The sequence below is a fragment of the Anaerococcus sp. HMSC068A02 genome (assembly GCF_001811125.1).
Lineage (GTDB): Bacteria > Bacillota > Clostridia > Tissierellales > Peptoniphilaceae > Anaerococcus > Anaerococcus vaginalis_C.
On record NZ_KV803714.1, the window covers coordinates 143349 to 160375 of the forward strand.

The 17027-nt window shown below is 26.5% G+C and carries 14 protein-coding genes; 1 reads left to right on the forward strand and 13 read right to left on the reverse strand.

The genetic code is table 11. The features are described from left to right. Positions 1–2: 2 nt before the first annotated feature. From priA to gmk, 4 genes are read right to left on the reverse strand one after another with little or no spacing between them, the layout of a single operon-like run. Complete coding sequence (gene priA / locus HMPREF2782_RS01885; RefSeq protein ID WP_070640500.1) at positions 3–2381, reverse strand: primosomal protein N'; 2379 nt, start codon at positions 2379–2381, stop codon at positions 3–5. A gap of 8 nt (positions 2382–2389) precedes the next feature. After that, positions 2390–3562 carry a bifunctional phosphopantothenoylcysteine decarboxylase/phosphopantothenate--cysteine ligase CoaBC gene (gene coaBC / locus HMPREF2782_RS01890; protein ID WP_070640502.1) on the reverse strand — a complete coding sequence of 391 codons (1173 nt, stop codon included), beginning with the start codon at positions 3560–3562 and terminating at the stop codon, positions 2390–2392. Then, positions 3555–3743 carry a DNA-directed RNA polymerase subunit omega gene (gene rpoZ / locus HMPREF2782_RS01895; protein ID WP_004838826.1) on the reverse strand — a complete coding sequence of 63 codons (189 nt, stop codon included), beginning with the start codon at positions 3741–3743 and terminating at the stop codon, positions 3555–3557. The genes coaBC and rpoZ overlap by 8 nt, the downstream gene beginning before the upstream one ends. Before the next feature lie 2 nt (positions 3744–3745). Further along, entirely contained in the window at positions 3746–4342 is a 597-nt protein-coding gene (gene gmk / locus HMPREF2782_RS01900) for a guanylate kinase (protein ID WP_004838827.1), read from the reverse strand. Between the two features lie 98 nt (positions 4343–4440). Here gmk and HMPREF2782_RS01905 point away from each other — a divergent pair, with 98 nt between their 5' ends. Then, on the forward strand, positions 4441–6189 hold the full coding sequence (locus HMPREF2782_RS01905; protein WP_070640504.1) for an Rqc2 family fibronectin-binding protein: 1749 nt from the start codon (positions 4441–4443) through the stop codon (positions 6187–6189). A gap of 51 nt (positions 6190–6240) precedes the next feature. Here HMPREF2782_RS01905 and HMPREF2782_RS01910 read toward each other — a convergent pair whose 3' ends face one another. The 9 genes from HMPREF2782_RS01910 to HMPREF2782_RS01950 form a co-directional block, all read right to left on the reverse strand. Continuing rightward, positions 6241–6522, reverse strand: a complete 282-nt coding sequence (locus HMPREF2782_RS01910; protein WP_004838829.1) for an HU family DNA-binding protein — start codon at positions 6520–6522, stop codon at positions 6241–6243. A gap of 87 nt (positions 6523–6609) precedes the next feature. Beyond that, positions 6610–7512 (reverse strand): SurA N-terminal domain-containing protein, encoded by a 903-nt coding sequence (locus HMPREF2782_RS01915; RefSeq protein WP_070640506.1) that lies wholly within the window; start codon positions 7510–7512, stop codon positions 6610–6612. After that, positions 7475–8494 (reverse strand): foldase protein PrsA, encoded by a 1020-nt coding sequence (locus HMPREF2782_RS01920; RefSeq protein ID WP_070606719.1) that lies wholly within the window; start codon positions 8492–8494, stop codon positions 7475–7477. The genes HMPREF2782_RS01915 and HMPREF2782_RS01920 overlap by 38 nt, the downstream gene beginning before the upstream one ends. Continuing rightward, positions 8491–11985 (reverse strand): transcription-repair coupling factor, encoded by a 3495-nt coding sequence (gene mfd / locus HMPREF2782_RS01925; protein WP_070640509.1) that lies wholly within the window; start codon positions 11983–11985, stop codon positions 8491–8493. The genes HMPREF2782_RS01920 and mfd overlap by 4 nt, the downstream gene beginning before the upstream one ends. Then, positions 11978–12562: an aminoacyl-tRNA hydrolase gene (pth, locus tag HMPREF2782_RS01930; RefSeq protein ID WP_070640511.1), complete on the reverse strand. Its 585-nt coding sequence runs from the start codon at positions 12560–12562 to the stop codon at positions 11978–11980. Before pth ends, mfd begins: the two co-directional genes overlap by 8 nt. A 2-nt stretch (positions 12563–12564) precedes the next feature. Further along, positions 12565–13551 (reverse strand): ribose-phosphate diphosphokinase, encoded by a 987-nt coding sequence (locus tag HMPREF2782_RS01935; RefSeq protein WP_026074028.1) that lies wholly within the window; start codon positions 13549–13551, stop codon positions 12565–12567. A 2-nt stretch (positions 13552–13553) separates the two neighbouring features. Further along, positions 13554–14945, reverse strand: a complete 1392-nt coding sequence (glmU, locus tag HMPREF2782_RS01940; protein WP_070640513.1) for a bifunctional UDP-N-acetylglucosamine diphosphorylase/glucosamine-1-phosphate N-acetyltransferase GlmU — start codon at positions 14943–14945, stop codon at positions 13554–13556. 9 nt (positions 14946–14954) lie between these two features. Then, a complete protein-coding gene (gene deoD, locus HMPREF2782_RS01945; RefSeq protein WP_070640515.1) occupies positions 14955–15674 on the reverse strand; it encodes a purine-nucleoside phosphorylase in 720 nt (239 codons plus the stop codon). A gap of 117 nt (positions 15675–15791) precedes the next feature. Next, positions 15792–17027, reverse strand: a 1236-nt coding sequence (locus tag HMPREF2782_RS01950) for a transketolase-like TK C-terminal-containing protein (RefSeq protein ID WP_315940664.1), incomplete at its 5' end; no start/stop codon positions are given.

A 17027-nucleotide genomic window follows, 5' to 3' on the forward strand; every position in this document is an offset into this window, starting at 1 on the left:
CCTTAATTTATATCACTTGGATTTAATGCAATCAGTATGCTTGTGTCTTTGCTTTTACTTATAAAGTAATTTTTAAGTCTTGTAAGAAAATCAGATATTTTTTCTAATTTTTCCTCATTCGTTTTAATAATTATATTATATCTATATTTATTATTTATACGAGAAATTTTGCATGGATTTGGTCCTATTATTTTAACATCCAAATCTTTTTCATATTCTAAATCAAGATAATATTTTATTTTTTTTGATATGTCTATGCATTTTATTCTCGACTTGTTTAATACTTTAATAGTAATCAAATTTACAAATGGTGGATAATCGAAAGCTTTTCTTGCTTCTATCTCATATTTATAAAATCTTTCGTAATCATTTTTACTTGCTGCATTTATTACAAAATTATCTGGCCTATAGGTTTGTATTATCACTTCGCCTTTTTTATCTGCCCTTCCTGCTCTTCCTGAAACTTGGGTTAATAGCTCAAAACTTGTTTCGTACGCTGTGTAATCATTAATATTTAAAGATAAATCAGCACTAATAATTCCAACTAAGGTTACATTTTCAAAATCAAGACCTTTTGCTATCATTTGTGTCCCGATAAGAATATCAACTTTATTTTCTTTCATATTCTTATACATTTTTTCATAAGTTTTTTTATTTTTTGCTGTCATTGAATCCATTCTTATAATATTTGCTTTTGGAAATAATGCTTTAATTTCTTCTTCCAATTTTTCAGTTCCAGCACCAAATTCTTTTATTTTATTGGAGCCACAGGAAGGACAAATATGAGGTTGGTTTTTTGTTCTTCCACAATAATGACATACTAATTTGGATACATTTTTGTGGTAGGTCATAGAAACATCACATGCTTCACACTTTATTACGTATCCACACTGCCTGCAAAAAGTAAAAGAATTATGTCCTATTTTATTCAAAAATAAAATTGTTTGCTCTTTATTTTTTAGTTTTTCTTTAATTTTTTCATATAGTAAAGAGCTTATCATTGAATAATTTGAACTTTTCAATTCTTCTCTCATATCAACAATATTTACTTTTGGAAGTTTTCCATTTACTCTATTTTTTAATTCAAGTAATTTATAGTCTCCATCTAGAGCTTTAGTCATAGTTTTAATAGATGGAGTAGCTGATGCAAATATTAAAGTTGCCTTGTTGTATTTTTTTCTAAATAAGGCCAACTCATCAGTATGAAATTTTGGATCTTGGGAAGATATATAACTTTTATCGTGTTCTTCATCAATTATAATTAGACCAAGATTTTTAAATGGAGCAAAAATTGCACTCCTTGCACCTACAACAATTTTAACTTCTCCATTTTTAATCATTCTCCACTGTTGAAATCTTTCTTTTTGACTTAGCCTTGAGTGCATTATAGCAATTTTTTGTTTAAATCTTCCTTGAAATCTCTCTATAGTTTGGGGAGTTAATGATATTTCTGGAACAAGAATTATTGAATCTTTTCCTTTTTTTAGATTTTCTTCTACAATTTGTAAAAAAACTTCAGTTTTTCCACTGCCAGTAACCCCTTTTAATAAATAAGAATCATTAGGATTTTTTATAATTTTATTAAAGGCTTGACCTTGCTCGTTATTTAATGAAAATTTGCCATAATTTTTTATTTCTTTAACCAAAGATTCATTTACTTCTATTTTTTCAATTTTTACAATATTTTTTTTAACAAGAGAATCTAAAGAACTTTTACTTGAGTTTGTCTTACTTAATACATCTTTATAATCTGAATTTTTATTATTTTTGAGATAATTAATAATTTCTATTTGTTTTTTGGCATTTTTTGGAATTTTGATTTTCTTATAATTTTCAGATAGACTAAGTAAGTATTTATAATTAATATTTTGATTTGAATTAATGTCAAAATAAGAATCTATTAGTTTATCTTTTTTATATTTTCTTAAAGTATCTATATCTAACCCATAATTATTAATTAAATCTTCCAAAGATTTTTTTTCTTTTAAAATTTTATATAGCTTATCCTTTTTATCTAAATTTTTTGTTTTATAAAAATATTCTTTGATTTCTTTAATATTTCCAGGTGGTAAGACTTGTTTTATACAAGCTCTTAAAGGAGAAAGATACCTTTTTTTCATAAAAAAAGCTAAATTAATTAATTCATCATCTACGAGATTTTTTGAATCAATAATATCTACAATATCTTTTATTTCAAAGTTTTCATTCAAATTTTCCACTATATCGTAAACAAAGGCAATAGTATTCTTATTGCCTTTGCCAAATGGGACAATAACCCTCATCCCTTTTTTTATTTTATTTTTAAATTTATCAGGTATGTGATAAGTAAAAGATTTATCCAAAAATCTACTTTTACTATCAAGTATTACATAACAAAACAAATTATCACCTAAACCAAAAGATCCAAAATTTTATTAGCTAATTCTTTTTTTGTCATTATATCAAGTTTTTCAACCTTATCCTTTGAAAGAATTGATGCAATATTTGTATCTACATCAAAACCTGCACCCTTCTTTTTCAAATCATTGGCTATAATATAATCTGCCTTTTTTGATTCTAATTTTATTTTTGCATTTTTTATAAGGTCATCTGTTTCTGCAGCAAAACCAATCAAAACTTGTTTATCTTTTTTATTTCCAAAATATTTTAATATATCAACATTTTCAATCAATTCTAGATTTAAATTATCGCCATTTTTTTTGATTTTTTTATCGCTTACTTCTCTAACTTTATAATCTGTAGGAGCAGCTGACATAATTAAGGCATCGCAATCATCAAATTCTTTATCAATTACTTCTTTTAATTCTAAATTAGTTCTAATATTTATTTTATCAATTCCATTTGTCTTAATAGGATTTACAGGACCAGATACTAATTTAACATCAGCACCTCTTTTGAAAGCTTCTATGGCTATATTATATCCCATTTTGCCACTGGATTTATTTGTTATAAATCTTACATAATCAATTGGCTCTACAGTTGGTCCAGCAGAAACAATAATTTTTTTCCCCTTTAAATCTTTTTTTGTAAAATAATAATCAAGGTATCTTACAATATTTTCAGGTTCTTCCATTCTTCCATCTCCTCTTGTATCGCAAGCAAGAAGTCCTGAATTTGGATTAATTATATGTACTCCTATTTCTTTAATTGTTTTAAGATTATTTTGAGTTGCCTTATTATTTAACATATTTGTATTCATAGTAGGAGCTACAATTATGTCTTTATCACAAGCTAAAAGTGAGGCTGTAAGCATATTATCTGCAATGCCATAAGTCATTTTAGCAAGCGTATTTGCACTTAATGGTGCAACCAAAAAAACATCTGCCCATTTTGGAAGCTCAATGTGATGAACCTTCTCATGACTTCCTTCAAACATATCAGAATAGACAAGACATTTTCCCATAGTTTCAAAAGACAAAGGACTAACAAATTCACAAGCAGCCTTTGTCATAATAATTTTTAAGTTAGCTCCTTCTTTTTTTAATCTTGAGCAAAGATCTAAAACTTTATAAGCGGCTATTCCCCCACTAACACCTAGGAGAATATTTTTACCCTTAATCATTTTTTTCTACTTTTCCTTCCATTATTTCATGTAAAGCTTGAGTTACAGGTTTATCTTCTACTTCTTTAGTCAATAAATCTGAACCATTTACAATTCTTCTTGCTCTTTTTGCAGCCATCATGCAAATTTCGTACCTACTTGAACTTATTTCTGATAATTCTTTAAAAGATGGATTATTCATATTTACTCCTTTTCAAAATCTATTTCTTCTCTAAAAACTTTATGTTTTTCTGCATTAATAATTTCATTTACTAAATTTATAGCAGAATTCAAATGATCATTTACAACCAAGTAATCATAATCTTTTATATAAGATAATTCTTTTCTTGCATTATGCATTCTTAGATTGATGTCACTTTCTGTTTCAGTTCCCCTATTAACAATTCTATTTTTTAGTTCGCTAAGGCTAGGAGGCGCCAGAAAAATATAAACTCCATTATCAATATTTTTCTTAACATTTAATGCTCCTTGAACATCTATTTCTAAAATTACTATCTTACCTTCATTGATTTTTTCTTCGACAAAGTCTTTAGGTGTACCGTAATAATTATCGTGAACTTTAGCATATTCCAAAAATTTATCTTCTTCAATCATTTTTTCAAATTCTTCATGACTCTTAAAAAAATAGCTTACTCCTTCTATTTCCCCAGGTCTTTGTTTCCTAGTAGTCACAGAAACTGAATAAACTAAGTTTTTTTGCGTATTCATAAGGTCATGCAATACCGTTCCTTTACCTACACCTGAAGGTCCAGATATTACTAATAAAAATCCTTTTTTCATCGTGCCTCCTTATTACTACTATTTTACATTATGCAAAAATTTAGTTCAAGTATATTATTCTGATATAATATAAATATAAAAATTAAAGAGGTGATTTAATGAGTTACGATGGTTTAGTAACAAAAGCCATAACTTTTGAGATAAAAAAATTATTGCTTGGAGGAAAAATCCAAAAAATTAGCCAACCTTCCAAAAATGATATTGTTTTAAATATATATTCTGTTGGAAAAAGCTACAAGTTATTATTAAGTGCAAATAATAATGAGGCCAGAGTTCATATTACAGAAAAAAAATATGAAAATCCTATAAGCCCTCCTAATTTTTGCATGGTTTTAAGAAAATATTTAAATCAAAGTAAAATTGTTGATATTGAACAATATAAAATGGATAGGGTTATTATTTTTCATATATCTTCAGTTGATGAAATGGGTTTTGATATTTCAAATAAATTAATAGTAGAAATAATGGGAAAATATTCCAATATAATACTAACAGATGAAAATTATAAAATAATAGATTCCATTAAAAGAGTAAATTTTAAAATGTCATCAGTTAGAGAAATCTTGCCAGGTCTAGAATATAAATTTATAGAAAGCAATAAAATTAACATTTTAGAATCAGATTTTTCGCTTGATATTTTAAAATTAGATAAAAACATAGCAGATAATCAAAATCCAGAAAAACTTTTATATGAAAATTATTTAGGATTTTCCCCTACAATTGCCAAAGAGCTAATATACAAATCAAATATTGATCCTAGAATAAATTGGGGACTTGTAAGTGAAGATGAAAAACAATTGCTTAATGATAATTTATATGAACTTAGAAATTCATTAATTAATAATACGTACAGTCCAGTTTTATATAAGAATAGTAGAAATTATAAGGAATTTTATTCCTTTGATTTATCTAGTCTTGGATTTGAAAAAATATTATGCAAATCTATGAGTAATGCTATTGAAAATTTTTATGAATCAAACAAATCCAATGATAGACTTAGACAAATTAAAAATAATCTATTAAGAAAAATAAATACTCAAATAAAATTAGTTAATAAAAAAATAGAAATTTTAAATAAAAATCTAAGCAAAGAAAAAAATATGGACTCTATAAGAATGAAAGGCGATTTACTAGCTGCAAATGTAAATAAATTAAACAAAGGCGATAAAGAAATAATTTTAAAAGATTTTTATAATAACAATAAAGATATAAAAATAAGCCTAGACTCTAGAAAAAATCCATGGGAGAATGTTGATAGTTACTATAAAAGATACAAAAAAATTAAAAATTCCATAGATTTTGCAAAAGATGATCTTCCAAATCAAAAAGACCTATTAGCCTATTTAAATCAAGTATGTGATTTTGTTGAAAGAAGTGAAAGCATAAGTGATTTAGATGAGATAAAAGAAGAATTAATTGAAAATAAAATAATTAAAAATACAAGTAGGAATAAGAAAAAAACTAAAGCCAAATCAAAACCTATGCAGTTTAAAACTGTAGATAATAGCAATATATATGTTGGAAAAAATTCAAGACAAAATGACTATATAACTTTAAAACTTGCAAATAAAAATGATTATTTTTTCCACGTAAGAAATGCCCCAGGAAGTCACGTTATTTTAAAAACTAATTTATTAAATGAAAATGATATAAAAATAGCCTCCTACCTTGCTGCATCAAACTCATCACAAGCCAAATCAAATAAAGTTGATGTTGACTACACAGAAAAAAAGAATGTGAATAAGGCAAAGGGAGCTAAACTTGGTATGGTTTATTATGAAAATTTCAAAACGGTAACCGTAAATATGGATGAAAATCCAAAAAACTTATATGAAAAAATAAAATAAATTAAAAAGCCCAGAAAAAAATCTGGGCTTTTAACATATAAAATTGAATTATTATTTATTGTTAACTGCTTCTTTAAGAGTTTTACCAGCTTTAAATACTGGAGCTTTTGAAGCTGGAATTTTGATAACTTCATCAGGTTTTCTAGGATTTCTTCCTTCTCTAGCTTTTCTGTCTCTAGTTTCAAAAGTACCAAATCCTACAAGTTGAACTTTTTCTTCTTTTTTAAGAGATTCTGTTACAGTTTCGATGAAAGCATTTAATGCTCTTTCAGCTTCTACTTTTTTAAGTCCACTTTTTTCTGAGATATTAACTAATAATTCTGATTTATTCATATATCCTCCTTATAAATCAATCTTAATCTATTCTGCTTAACTCTAAGTAAGATTATACATATATATTTTATTTATTTCAAGCGTTTTTCAAATAAAAAGCTTGATATTTGAATTTTTTATAAGATTTTTCAAATAATTATTATATTCGTTTCTTAAATATAATTCTTTTGCATCAAGTAAAAGACTTTTTTTGTTATTATTTATTGAATTAACCATTAAAATTATGTATGAATCTTTGTATTTGAATACATTACTTATTTCGTTTGCCTTGGTTAGTGATGATTCTTTAAGCAAATTATCATCATTATAAACAAATTCAGACCTATAAATATCATAATTTCTGACTTTATTTTTAAGATGATTTTTAAAATCATCAGAATTTTTAATATTAGACCTTATTTTTATAGCTTCTTTTTTATCATCAAAAATCAAGCAATCATACTTATATTTTTTATGGAGATTTTCATTATCTTCATAATATTTTAAAATTTTAGAATCTTTAACCTTATTATTGTTTAAAAAATAATCATAGTGTTTTTTTCTAATTGAATCTTGATATGAAATTTCTTCAAATTCATCTTCTGTAACACCAAATGACTTTACATTTTCAATTAGTGAATCCTTTGATGAAATTTCTTGGCTTATTTTATCGATTATTTCTTGAGAATCATTTTTTGTTACTTTGATTCCGTTTTTTTTCAAATCATCAAGCATAGCTTGATCCATAATTAAAGAATCTAAAAGTTCAGATTCTAATTTTTTATAATTAGAATCTCCCTTTTTAGATTTAGAATCTAAGAATTTATCTCCATATTTTTTTAAATAAAATTTTTGATAATAACTTAATTCTTTTTCAAATAATTCTTTGCTTATTCCTTCATCGTTAACAACAGCTACATACTTGTTCTTATCAAATTTTTTTGAACAAGAACTTAGTAAAATTAAAGAAATACTAATTATTGCTATTGGAATTTTCTTTATTATTTTCATCTTTTTTATTATCAGATGTTTTTGATTCTTTTTTTGTTTCCTTCTTTTGAGGACCATCTTCTGTTACTACTTTTGCTTTGTTAAATAGGTCTGTTAGGTAATCAGAATATTTTTTATCATTTAAAGTTTTAGAAATTTCATCTTTTAATGCTTCTGGAGAATCTTTTTTATCTGTAACTTTTATTATATGGTATCCATAAGAAGTTTTAACAGGATCAGAAACTTCATCTTTTTTCATAGAAAAAGCTTTATCTGCAAATTCTTTAACCATTTTATCTTTAGTAAAGTATCCTAAATCTCCACCTTTTTCTGCATTAGCTGTATCTTTTGAATATTCTTTTGCAAGTTTTGCAAAATCTTCTCCATTATCTAGTTTTTCTTTTACTTGTTTTGCTGTTGCTTCATCAGCTACTAAAATATGGCTTGCTTTAACTTGAGCTAGAGTATCTTTATTTTCTTCATAATATTTTTTAATTTGTTTTTCATCTACTGGATTTTTTTCTTCAAACCAAGCTCTGTGTTTTTGATAAATTTCATCTTTTTTAATTGTTTCTTTAAATTTATCACTACTCATATTATAATCTTCAAGCATTTTATCAAATTTTTCTTGTCCACCAAATTGTTGAACATATTGTAAAAATTTGTCATCAAGAGCTTTATCATCAACTTTTACATTATTTTTTTTCATATCATCTGCTATAAGTTTATCTTGAACTAGCATTTGAACAATTGAAGGTTTTAATTGTTGTCTGCTTGCAAGCATTGCAGAATAAAAACTCATTTCATCTTTATAAGAATCTTTTGTGATTTTTTCGCCACCAACTAATGCTACTGCATCATCTGGTAATTTTTCTCCTTTTGCACTTTCTGAAGTTTGAGTTTCATTTGATCCGTTGTCTTTTTTGTCTTTTGCTCCATCATTAGCACAAGCACTTAATGCAAAACTTGTTGCTAAAACTAAGGCTATAAGTCTTTTGTTCATTTTTTCTCCTTAACATTTTTAATAACTTTTAATAATTCGTAACAGTCTAACAGTTTTGTATTTTTATTTGGTAATTTAAAAGCTGGATTTTGTGAAAGGTCAAATGAAAGTTCTCCGTGATAATTTTCATTAATTTGAGATAATTGCTCAAAAGTAAATTTATTTCTATCGTCATAAGATATTATTATTTCATTTTTCACTTCTCTAATTTCATCAAAACCTAATTTATCAGCAAGGGATTTTACCAATGATACGTACATTATATTGTCAACCATTAATGGAATATCTCCATATCTATCAATCAAATCTTCAACAAGAAAACTATAGTCTTCCAAAGTTTCAATTCTTGATATTCTAGTGTACATTTCTATTTTTTGTCCTTGATCTTCTATATAAGATTCTGGAATATAAGCATCCACTTTCAAGTCAATATATACGTCATTTAAATCGCTAGATTTAAATTCTTTTCCGCTTGCTTTATTAACAGCTTGTTGCAAGAATTTAACATATAAGTCATATCCAATAGCTTCTACTTGCCCACTTTGGCTTTCACCTAAAATATTTCCTGCGCCCCTAAGTTCTAAATCTCTCATAGCAATTTTATAACCACTACCAAAGTCAGAAAAATCTTTAATTGATTTTAATCTTTTTTCACCTATTTCAGTTAAAACTTTTCCTTTGGCATAAGTAAAATAAGCATAAGAAGACCTAGATGATCGACCTATTCGTCCTTTCAATTGATAAAGTTGACTAAGTCCCATCATGTCAGAATCATAAACTATAATTGTGTTTACATTTTGTATATCCATACCAGTTTCAATGATTGTTGTGGCAAGAAGTATATCAATATCCCCATTCACAAAATCTTCCATTATTTTTTCAAGATTTTTTGCAGACATTTGCCCATGAGCGATAGCAATATTTGCATCTGGTATTAATTCAACAAGTTCATTGTAAATTTTTTCGATATTATAAACTCTATTATAGACAAAATATACTTGCCCATCCCTATCAAGCTCTTTTTCGATAGCTCTTTTTATAATTGATGAATCATATTCTAATACGTAAGTATTTACAGGAAGTCTTCTTTCTGGAGGTTCATCCAAAGTTGACATATCCCTTATCCCAGTCAATGATAATTGTAAGGTTCTTGGAATTGGCGTAGCAGACAAAGTTAAAACATCAATATTTTCTTTTAATTTTTTTAGTTTGTCTTTATGTCTTACACCAAATCTTTGCTCTTCATCTATAATTAACAAGCCAAGATTTTTAAATTTTATATCATTTGATAGTAACCTATGAGTTCCTACAATAATATCAATTTTACCTGATTTTAAATTTTTTATATTTTTATCTTGTTCTTTTTTACTTACAAATCTAGATAATAAAGCACACTCGACAGGATAATCTTTAAACCTTTCTTTCATTGTAGAATAATGTTGACTTGCAAGAATTGTAGTTGGTACTAAAAAACAAACTTGATAGCCGTCCATTATTGCTTTAAATGCAGCTCTTAAAGCTACTTCAGTTTTTCCATAACCAACATCTCCACAAAGAAGTCTATCCATTGGTTTGATATTTTCCATATCATCTTTAATTTCATTAATAGATCTTACTTGGCTATCCGTTTCTTCATAAATAAAAGAATCTTCAAATTCTTTTTGCCAAGTTGTATCTTCACTAAAAGCATGTCCCTTGGCTTTTGATCTTTTTGCGTAAAGTTCTACCAAATCATCTGCTATTTCATCAACTGCTTTTTTTGCTCTTTGCTTAGCTTTTTTCCATTGATTACTTCCAAGTGATGAAATTTTTGGCTTATCTCCCTTATTACCAATATATTTACTAACTAAATCCATTTGGTCAACAGGAACAAATACCTTATCATTTCCCTTGTATTCAATTACAAAATAATCTTTTTTTGTATTATTTACTTCAATTTTAGATATGCCTTTATATATACCAATACCATTATTTTCATGAACTACATAATCGCCAATTTCTATATCGGAATAATTTATTATATCTTTAGCACTTACTGGTTTCTTTCTTGTTTTTTTATTTTTTAATTTATCTTTACCAAAAATATCCCTATGAGAATATAAATTTATTTTATTATCAGTGAAAATATAACCTCTTGATAAAGAATTTTCAGTTAAGATTATATTGGTATTACTTAAATCAGAATCTAGACCAATAGAAAAATTGTCAATATTATTTTCATTAAAAATTTCTTTTATACTTTCTAGAGATTTTTTATCAGATGCAAAAATAATAGCTTTTTCATTATTTTTAATTAAAGAATTAATATTAAAAATGAAGTTTTCAATATTTTTATTAAAATTTTCTTGCTCAATAGATTTTAATTCAATAATTTTTTTGGCTTTGATTATATTATTGTTTTTTAATAAACTTGAAGAATTTATTATAGGATATGATTTGATATTAGTAAAAATTTTATTTATATCTATTTTAATATTTTTAAATGATGGAAATATTTCCCCATTTTCTAACTGATTTGTAAAATCCAGATCCGATTTTTCCATATCTTGTGAAAAATTGTCAATTGACCTATTTAAATCTTGAAAAAGAAATATTGAATCTTTATCTAAATAAGCAAAAAATTCATCAAAATTTTCATTTCTATAGGGAGTAATTAAATCCTCATTTGCAATATATAAACTATCATTGAGATAAGAAATTATTTGATTATATTTATCTTTTAATTTTCTAGAATTACCTGAATCTGATATGTTTTTTATATCTTTTTTTATTAATTCAATTATTTTCTGATAATCATTTTTATCATAAATTAACTCTTTTGTTGGTCTAATTATTATTTCATCAATATTTTCAAGAGATCTTTGAGTGTCTTTATCAAAAAATCTTATTGAATCTATTTCTGTATCAAATAATTCTATTCTTATAGGATTATCATATTCTATAGGCCAAAAATCTATTATTGAGCCTCTAATAGAAAATTCTCCTTTTGACTCAACTAATTTTGTAAAATCATAATTTAATTCTATAAATGATTTTTTTACATCTCTTAAATCTAATTCACTATCAATATCAATTTTAAATGACTTATCTTTAAAAATTTTTCTTGGAGTTAATTTATTTCTTAAGGCATCTAAAGTAGTAGTAATTATAAATTTATCCTCATTAATAAGCCTTGTTAAAACTTCAATTCGATTTATTTCATTATTATTTTCTAAATTTTTAATATTATAGTAGTTGATTTCAGTTGATGGAAAATACATACAAGAATCATCTTGCAAAGAATTAATATCATCACGCATTAGCTTTGCTTTTTTTTCATTCTCGCAAATAATAATTAATGTTTTCCCAGTATAAGTAAATAGAGTTTGAAAAATATGAGCTTTGCTCTCATCAGTTAGTCCATGTAAAAATATTGGAGATAATTTTTTATAATTTTCAATTATTTCCTTAACTTGACTAATATTATAAATTTCATTAATAAGGCTATTCATTATCTTCAACTAGCCTTTTTGAATTAAACATACTCATGGTTTTTTCTATACCTTCTTCTAAAATCATCTCGATAGCATCACTTGCAAGCTTTACTTCATCTTCAATGATTTTAACTTCTTGTTTTGAAAATCCACTTAATACAAAATTAGCCAAATCCATATATGAAGGCTTCTTTCCAACTGCAACTTTTATTCTTGGAAAATCATCAAATTCTAGATTGTAAATAATTGACTTCATTCCATTATGAGTTCCAGCTGAACCTTTTTTTCTTATTCTAATACTTCCAAAATCAATATCTATATCATCATAAATAACTATGAGTTTATCATGGTCAAAATCAAAATATTTATATATTTCTCTAATAGCTTCTCCTGAATTATTCATATAAGTTTGAGGCTTTACAAGCATAACTTTATGGCCAGAAATTACTCCCTGGCCAATTAAAGATTTAAATTTAATTTTTCTTACATCAATACTATATTTTCTAGCTAAATAATCAATAGCTATAAAGCCAGCGTTATGTCTTGTGTTCTCATACTGTATACCAGGATTACCCAAGCCTACAATATAATACATTTTTATTTACCGTCCTCAAAAAGACCACTTATTGATTCGTAAGTGTTAATTCTATTTATAGCTTCAGCTAATAAAGGAGCTATTGAGATTTGTTTGATTTTTTGAATTTTCTTTTCTTCAGGTAATTTTATTGTATCTGTAATAACTACTTCTTTTACGCAAGAATTTTCTAAATTTTCACAAGCATTTCCACTTAAAACACCGTGAGTTGCTGCAATTGAAACTTCTTTTGCGCCATGTTCTTTTAGATAATTTGCTGCATTGCAAATAGTTCCAGCTGTATCAATAATATCATCAACTAAAATACAATGTTTACCTTCAAAATCTCCAATTACATTCATAACTTCTGAAACATTTGGTCTTGGGCGTCTTTTTTCAATTATTGCTATTGTTAATTTCAAATAATCTGCAAAGCTTCTAGCTCTAGTTACTCCTCCTAAATCAGGACTTACTACTACATATTCATCTGGATTATCAAATGCTTTTTCTTTAAAATATGATGACAATAATCTAATAGCAGTAAAGTGATCAAGAGGTATATCAAAATATCCTTGAATTTGACCAGCATGAAGATCCATTGTTATAACCCTATCAGCTCCAGAAACAGTCATAAGATTTGCTACAAGTTTAGCACTAATTGGTTCTCTTCCTCTAGTTTTTCTATCTTGTCTTGCATAGCCATAATATGGAACTACTAAATTTACATAACCTGCAGATGCTCTTTTGCATGCATCTGTCATTATTAATAATTCCATTAGATTGTCGTTTGTTGGATAAGAAGTAGGTTGAATGATATATACATCCTTGCCTCTTACAGCTTCGTTAATTTTTACATTAATTTCACTATCTGCAAATTTTTTAACTTCAACTTCTCCTAATTTAATGCCCAATGATTTTGCAACAGCTTCTGCTAAATCAGGATTAGAGTTTCCTGCCAATACAACTAAATCGCCTCTTTTGATATGTGATGAACTTGAACATTCACTCATTTTTAATTTTGCTCCTTTAACTTTTCCAAATCTCTTTTTTTCTTTTTTTCAACGTAACCAGATATATTTTTTTGTTCAGCTCTTTCTATTGAAAGCTCTCCTTGGTCAACATCTTTTGTTATTGTTGAGCCTGCAGCAATATACCCCTCTTTTTTCACATGAACAGGTGCTACAATATTAGAATTTGATCCTATAAATGCTCCATCTTCAATAATTGACCTATGTTTAAATTTACCATCATAATTTACAAAAATTACACCACAACCAATATTTATATCTTTACCTAAATCACAATCTCCGATATAAGCAAGGTGTCCTGCTTTTGTATTATCATCAACATCAGAATTTTTAACTTCCACAAAATTTCCAATATGGACATTTTTTCCAAGTTTAGCCATAGGTCTTAAATGTGAAAACGGACCAATATCTGTTCCTTGATCAACAAAAGATTTTTCTATTACAGAATTGTCAATTTTAACCTTATCTTTTATTATTGAATCTTCAATTCTAGATGAGCCTTCAATAATACAATCTTCGCCAATTTCTGTATTTCCTAAAATTTTACATGGACCAGATATTACAGTATCTTTTCCAATTTTTACGCCCATTTCAATATTTACTATACTAGGATTATCAATAATTACACCATTTAACATGTGATAATCATTAATTCTTTGTCTTAAAAGTTTTGTAGCATTTGCTAGCTCTTTTTTATTATTTATTCCATAAAATTGGTCTGGATTGTCAGCCATATAAGCCTCTACTTTTTTTCCTTCATTATTTAAAATTTCGATACAATCTGTTAAATAATATTCGTTAGATTTGTTATCAGTGTTAATCTTTTTTAAAGAATTTTTTAAATCAATTCCTTTTAAAGCATAGATTCCAACGTTGATTTCATTTACTTCTTGTTCTTTTTCGCTTGCATCTTTTTCTTCTACAATTTTTTGGAATTTATTATTTTCTCGTATTATTCTTCCATATCCTTTTGGATTGTCAACTTTTGTTGACATAACAGTTAGACTATTGTTATTTTCTTTATGAAAATCAATAAAATCTTCAAGAGATTTTTTTGTAATTAGTGGAATATCTCCATTTAAAATAAGGCAATCATCATCGTCATTTATTAAATCAATAGCCATACTTACAGCATAAGCTGTTCCGTAAGGGAATTCTTTTCCAATTTTTTGTTCTTTTATTTCAATATTTGGAAATTTTTCTTTTAATAAATCCTTATTTTTTCCACCAATTATTATAGTGTTTGAATTTTCAAATGAGCAAGCATCAACTATATAAGTTATAAGCTCTCTATTTAAAATTTTAGTCATAACTTTTGAGGTATTAGATTTCATTCTAGTACCTTCTCCAGCAGCAAGTATTATATTTTTTAACATCTAATCTCCTTATTCTGGTGCAATTTCCAAAGCAAGTGTCATCATTTGTGTATAAGCACTTTGTCTATTTTCTGCACTATCAGATTCGTTAGATACTAAGGAATCACTAATTGTAAAAACTCCTAAGGCTCTTTTTCCATATTTTCTTGCTACAGTAAAAAGACCATAAGATTCCATCTCTACGCATAAAACTCCATATTTTTGTAAATTTTCAAAAACTTTTGCATCCATTTCACTATAAAATTGGTCTGATGAATGAACTTGACCACAGTGAGTTGTGTATCCTAATTCTTGACTTTTTTTGTATGCTTCAAGTAATAAATCAAAATCAGGTGTTGGAGAATAATGAATATTTCCAAATAAATTATCGTTAATTGATGATTCGCTACAAGCACTTGTTGCAAGAACTATATCGTGTAATTTTATATTTTCTTGCATACTTCCAGCACTTCCAATTCTAATTATTGTATCGACATCATAAAAATTAAATAATTCATTAAAATAAATCATTGATGAAGGAATTCCCATTCCACTTCCCATTACTGAAACTCTTTTTCCTTTATAATAACCAGTATATCCGTACATTCCTCTTGTATTTGTAAATTCTTTTGCATCTTCAAGAAAATTTTCTGCTATATATTTAGCTCTTAAAGGATCTCCTGGCATCAAAACTGTATTTGCTATTTCATCTTTACTTTTTGCTGAAATATGCGGTGTTGGTATTGTCATAATTACTCCTTATTTTTATATTTCTAGTAATATAATATCACTTTTTAAAATATTTTTAAAATAAAAAGGGCTGTTGCAAAATTATAAATAAATAATTCTGCAACAGTCCCCTACAAATTAATTATATTTTTCTATATATTTTTTAGCTATCTCTTCTTTAGTAAATCCTAATTCTTTTTGTACATCTTTAAAATTACCTGATATTCCAAATCTATCAATAGAAATATTTATTCCCTTATCTCCTGTAAATTCACTCCATCCAAATGAACTTGCCATTTCAATTGAAACTCTATTTTTAACATTTGCTGGAAGAATTTTTTCCTTATAAGCTTGGTCTTGTTTTCTAAATAATTCCATTGATGGCATTGATACAACTCTCACATCAATCTTAGATTTTTTCAATTCATCTCTTGTTTGTAAAGCTAATTCTACTTCACTACCTGTGGCAATTAAAATTCCATCTGGAACTTCTTTATCAGAATCTTTAATTATATAAGCTCCATTTGAAATATCATCAATATTTTGTGTAGCTTCAAGATTACTTACATTTTGACGTGTTAGAGCTATAACTACTGGGCAATTTTTACTTTCAAGGGCAATTTTCCAAGAAAGTCTAACTTCATTTGCATCTGCTGGTCTTAGCATTATTACATTTGGTATTGTTCTAATCATGGCTAATTGTTCTATTGGTTGATGGGTTGGTCCATCTTCTCCAACAGCAACAGAATCATGAGTGAAAACATAAGTTACAGGAATTTGTGAAAGAGCTGAAATTCTTAAACCTGCTTTTAAATAATCTGAAAATACAAAAAATGTAGAAACGTGATGGAAAGTTCCGCCGTGTGCTACAATGGCATTTGCTATTACACTCATAGCAAATTCTCTAACTCCATACCAAACATTTTTTCCCTCAGGATTTGTGTCTGAAAATCTTTCAGCATTTTTTATATTTGTTTTGTTAGATGAAAATAAATCTGCGCTTCCACCCCAGAAATTTTTTGTAACTTTTGCTAAATCTTGGATTATTTCTCCACTAGATGCTCTTGTTGCAAGACTCTCATCAGATGGAGAATATTTTTTTACTTCTTCCATCCAATTTTCTGGTAATTTTCTTTCAAATCCATTAATGTATTCTTTATAATCTACAGGATATTTTTCCTTATATTCTTCTAAAAGTTTATTCCACTTTTCGTATGATTTTTTACCATTTTCTATAATATTTTCTTTGAATGTATCATAAATATCTTCTGAAATTTCAAAATCTTCATATTCCCAATTGTAGAATTTTTTTGCTTCTATAAAATCGTCATTTCCAATTGGTGCACCATGAACTTTATTTGTTCCTTGATTTTT

Coding starts and splice junctions, on each gene's coding strand:
- HMPREF2782_RS01905 (WP_070640504.1), top strand. CDS start 4,441: ATGAGTTACGATGGTTTAGTAACAAAAGCCATAACTTTTGAGATAAAA.
- rpoZ (WP_004838826.1), bottom strand. CDS start 3,743: ATGAATAATCCATCTTTTAAAGAATTATCAGAAATAAGTTCAAGTAGG.
- HMPREF2782_RS01935 (WP_026074028.1), bottom strand. CDS start 13,551: ATGAGTGAATGTTCAAGTTCATCACATATCAAAAGAGGCGATTTAGTT.
- HMPREF2782_RS01920 (WP_070606719.1), bottom strand. CDS start 8,494: ATGAACAAAAGACTTATAGCCTTAGTTTTAGCAACAAGTTTTGCATTA.
- HMPREF2782_RS01915 (WP_070640506.1), bottom strand. CDS start 7,512: ATGAAAATAATAAAGAAAATTCCAATAGCAATAATTAGTATTTCTTTA.
- coaBC (WP_070640502.1), bottom strand. CDS start 3,562: ATGATTAAGGGTAAAAATATTCTCCTAGGTGTTAGTGGGGGAATAGCC.
- gmk (WP_004838827.1), bottom strand. CDS start 4,342: ATGAAAAAAGGATTTTTATTAGTAATATCTGGACCTTCAGGTGTAGGT.
- pth (WP_070640511.1), bottom strand. CDS start 12,562: ATGTATTATATTGTAGGCTTGGGTAATCCTGGTATACAGTATGAGAAC.
- mfd (WP_070640509.1), bottom strand. CDS start 11,985: ATGAATAGCCTTATTAATGAAATTTATAATATTAGTCAAGTTAAGGAA.
- glmU (WP_070640513.1), bottom strand. CDS start 14,945: ATGTTAAAAAATATAATACTTGCTGCTGGAGAAGGTACTAGAATGAAA.
- deoD (WP_070640515.1), bottom strand. CDS start 15,674: ATGACAATACCAACACCGCATATTTCAGCAAAAAGTAAAGATGAAATA.
- HMPREF2782_RS01910 (WP_004838829.1), bottom strand. CDS start 6,522: ATGAATAAATCAGAATTATTAGTTAATATCTCAGAAAAAAGTGGACTT.